The organism is Vibrio rubrogenes (genome assembly GCF_059641415.1).
Map to the genome: position 1 here is coordinate 1 of NZ_JCARSY010000075.1, position 3,953 is coordinate 3,953.

At 40.0% G+C, this 3,953-nt stretch carries 4 protein-coding genes; 2 read left to right on the forward strand and 2 right to left on the reverse strand.

From position 1 onward, the window contains the following. Window positions 1–475 precede the first annotated feature (475 nt). Window positions 476–718 (forward strand): type II toxin-antitoxin system Phd/YefM family antitoxin, encoded by a 243-nt coding sequence (locus tag AC55NX_RS20435; protein ID WP_496997406.1) that lies wholly within the window; start codon window positions 476–478, stop codon window positions 716–718. Window positions 719–726: 8 nt separating this feature from the next. Next, window positions 727–1,026: a type II toxin-antitoxin system RelE/ParE family toxin gene (locus tag AC55NX_RS20440; protein ID WP_496997407.1), complete on the forward strand. Its 300-nt coding sequence runs from the start codon at window positions 727–729 to the stop codon at window positions 1,024–1,026. 273 nt (window positions 1,027–1,299) lie between these two features. Here the strand turns inward: AC55NX_RS20440 and AC55NX_RS20445 are convergent, their stop codons facing one another. Next, window positions 1,300–2,679 carry a carbohydrate porin gene (locus tag AC55NX_RS20445; protein ID WP_496997408.1) on the reverse strand — a complete coding sequence of 460 codons (1,380 nt, stop codon included), beginning with the start codon at window positions 2,677–2,679 and terminating at the stop codon, window positions 1,300–1,302. Window positions 2,680–3,565: 886 nt separating this feature from the next. After that, a partial coding sequence (locus AC55NX_RS20450) for an ankyrin repeat domain-containing protein (protein ID WP_496997409.1) occupies window positions 3,566–3,953 on the reverse strand: 388 nt, incomplete at its 5' end.

Here is a 3,953-nt window from a genome sequence, read left to right on the forward strand (position 1 = left end):
GCGCGTAATCAGGGTCGGATTGATTCGCATCCTGCTCAAGCAATCCTGAAAAATCATCCATGATTTTTCACCCTGAGTTCAGTGACCAAATTGACTTTTTAAGAATGTTTCACTCCATTCAAATCAACCACCAAACCAAGAAAATCATTCATGGATGAATTTTAAGCTTTTCCGGGCAGGACGTCCGTAAAAGCCGGTTCTGGACAACGTGCGACCAAGCCAAACAAAAAAAGATTTTCTGGTTACGCTTGCATCTTGGCAAGAGTAACTGGCGCACAGAACACTGATGCCTCTGAAATCACTGACGCTGATTGTGCGTCAAATTTGGGAGCTGAAAGCTGGGAAGATAAAAACGTAAAGCACTCAGACTTCATCAATCACAAAACTTTCGCACATTTCGCATGATTTAATCGGATTGACCATTTCGTTCTAAAAGCTATACTCTGATTAGATTTAAAACTGTGGAGACTAAGTTATGCGGACATTAACAGCAAATGACGCTAAACGAAATTTTGGTGAGTTGCTTTTAAATGCTCAACGTCAGCCAATTAAGATCAGTAAAAATAGTAAAGATGCGGTTGTCGTTATGTCTATACATGACTACGAGGAACTTGAGATGATGAAAGCTGAGTACCTCAAACACTGCTTCATCGCCGCCAAAGATGACTTAGCAAAAGATGATACCGTTGATGGTAAAGACTTTTTGAGTGAGCTGTAATAAGAAATATGCACCATAACCAATATAGACTAAGCAATCTAGCTCAAGCTCATTTACGCAAAGTAAAAAATTATACCATCAACCACTTTTCTGAACTTCAGTGGCAACGCTACAAAGAAACACTACTCTCTGGCTTTCAAATGCTCGCTGATAACCCAGGCTTGGGACGAAGTTGCCATGAGATATACAGTAACGGGTTTTACTTTCCGATTGGGGAACATACTACTTATTTTACAAAGGAAGATGGTTTTATCCTCGTCGTTGCTGTATTGGGACAATCTCAATTACCACAAAACCACCTGAAATAATCTAACGGTTTGGGCTAACGTTTCGATTGGTAAGCGAACAGTTTTCAGACAATACCTAGCCGTAGAACATCCTTTCATTACTCTGTATCACTGACACTGATTGTGCGTCAAATTTGGGAGCCGGAGGCTGGGAAGCACACAACCAAGCCAAACAAAAAGATCTTCTGGTCACGCTTGCATCTTGGCAAGAGTCACTGGCGCGCAGGAGACTTATAGAAAAAAGCCCACCGGAGGTGGGCTGAAAATAAAAAGGCGTGGTATATAAAGGAAAACTTAGAACCAAGTTTCCATTTGCAGAGCGAATAGGGTTTCACCACCATCGCCAAAGGTCATTGTTGAACCATTAATTGTATAGCTGTCGTTTAGATCACTACTCCAGTCAACATAACTAACTGCGAAACGGATTTCCGGACGATCAAAGAAACCACCGGCAGTAGACAGTTTAAAGGTTGGAGCAACTGTCGCTTTGTAGAAACTACCTTGAACTTTACTAGACGCATTATCTAGATCCATGTATTGGTATGTACCTTCATAAACCATTTCAAAATTGTCAGTAAACTCTTGAGCAAGACGAACGTTCAAAGTTTCCCACATGTATTTGTCACCTTTAGCGTAGCGATCTTGACTATATTCGGCCATGAAAGCTGGTGCAATACGCCAGTTATCTGAAAGACGAGTAACACCAAAGGTAAATACACGTACCGCAGTTGCATCATCAGTCAATGTTGATTCACTACCAAGTTCTTTAACTTGAGCACCCAGTCCATGACCTACAAGAACACCCGTTTTAGAAAAGCCTTCGCTCATACCATAAAAACTATCAGCGTGATACGCAACTAAAGCATGTTCACCATACTCGGCATGTTCAGATGTATCTGTGCTATCATTATTATCCTTAGCAATCATGCCATTCAACATAACTTGCCAATTGCCAATATGGTTATTCATAGTAACGACATAGTCTTCAATGTCTTTACTATTGACGGTGTCAAAATCTCTAGCATATATGGAGAAATTTGTTTTCCAGTTTTCTCCAAGTTTGACATCGTAGACGCCGGCCCCCGTACCAGAAAGGTAAACAATATCTGAATCAATGAAGTGGATATCAAAATTGTCTCGGTCAAATCGTTTACCTGCCCAGATTTTTGCATCTCTAAAAGTATCACTATCTTTAAATGAACTCAGATTCGAAAATTCGGCAAAAGCTTGTCGAACGTTAATGCTGTCACTATCAGTCCATGCGTTTTTGCTTTCCTGACTGTCAGCAATCATAATTTTATAGTAGGCGGATGAACCATTGTCAGCTGTACGACGGTGAATAAGGTTACTTTCGACATAAGTGTCATCTTCAATGCCTAGTCGGCCAATATGACCTCCGAGCTTCCCGGCGAAAGTCATTGCATTAACGCCCGTATTTTGAGCACCATTCAGGTTGTCATTAATTACAAGCCCGCTGCGAGCATACCCGGTGAATTCAAATGCAGAAGCATCTTTTTTTGCTTCTTGCGCGGTTTGTTCTGTTTTTGCCAGCTTACTTTCCAGTTCAGAGATTCTTGATTCTAAAGAGGATAAGTCTGTTTGCGCCGCCATCGCAAAATGTGCGGGAAGCAAAGCACAGGCAATCGATACTGCTAATTTAGTTCTTGATTTCATTCTTTTTCTCCACATGAGACATTATATTTCGGGTCGAGTTTGCTGCAAACGTTCCCAACGAGAAATAATGTGGATCAACACCATTTCTGTATGTTTTTTATTCAATCAGACTGTTTTACATCCGATTCGATATGGAATATACATTTATTTTTTGGGAACGATCTCAATTTGTTTGTAATTTTTTAAATCGATCACTAATTACTTATAAATTTATAAAATTGGTGTGATCTGCAACGAATAAAGGGTAGAGAAACGATTCGTTCCGGTAGCGCAATGAAATCCTTGTTGCATATCAATATCTAAAGCCGACATGGCATTCAGTTGTTCCTGAGTCTCTCTTGGGAGCCAAAGGCTAGGAAGATAAAACTTGTGATGCAGGTGTTTGGGGGGAGAAATGGTGGCTCTGTGGTTTGGTGCGCAATGACTTTCTCCGATCTCATTGCCATCTCCGACTGCGCCCCAGTTCCTTTTGATGGATGCAAAAGGAACCAAAAGCATCTTTTTGAGTTCAGCGCACGTAATTAGGGGCGGATTGATTCGCATCCTGCTCAAGATTTTTTGTTAGGAGATAGCTGAAAAATCATCCGTGAATTATTTAACGCCAATTATAACTAAATGATTTTATTGAAATTAATTGAAGTTTTGCTTATTAAAAAAACCAATTTTATACACACATTGCTACACGCAATTGTTTTGAATAATCATATACTTACATGAACAACAATGAAGTGCCTAATTTAAGGTTTGCTTGATTTTTAAACATATTGACTATCTTTGCAAGCCCTGATTTTGCAGGAAAAGGGCTGATACAAAAAGAGCCACGACATCATGCGACTCTGAATCGGTTCCGTTTTAAACAATAGCTTTACTTATGATTGGGCTTTATTTAGTAATGACTGACTAATTCAATAATCTTAGGATCCATATCATCGAGTAAGTTAACAAGCTCTCGGACTGATTTTCCCTTTTCTGTTTTAGCATCAGGATCAGCACCGAAATCAAGCAATAGTTTCATAATTTCATACCGATAGGGTTTGCTATCAAACACCATATTCAAAGGTGTTGCATCATCACTTGCTCGGTGTTCAATTAACTCATCAGCTCCATTTTCCAGTAACAGCCGCATTCCTTCAATATTTTGTTGTCGTACAGCATAAATCAGTGGCGTATAGCCATAGCTATCAATTGCGTTGATATCCAGCCCTTGGTCAATGAGGTATTGGACAGACTCAATCGGAGGACTTTCCTCTGGGTCTGTAGACGTTGACATCAGA

Bases quoted from the DNA above. Each gene is read 5' to 3' on its own strand.
- AC55NX_RS20435 (WP_496997406.1), top strand. From the start codon at position 476: ATGCGGACATTAACAGCAAATGACGCTAAACGAAATTTTGGTGAGTTG.
- AC55NX_RS20440 (WP_496997407.1), top strand. From the start codon at position 727: ATGCACCATAACCAATATAGACTAAGCAATCTAGCTCAAGCTCATTTA.
- AC55NX_RS20445 (WP_496997408.1), bottom strand. From the start codon at position 2,679: ATGAAATCAAGAACTAAATTAGCAGTATCGATTGCCTGTGCTTTGCTT.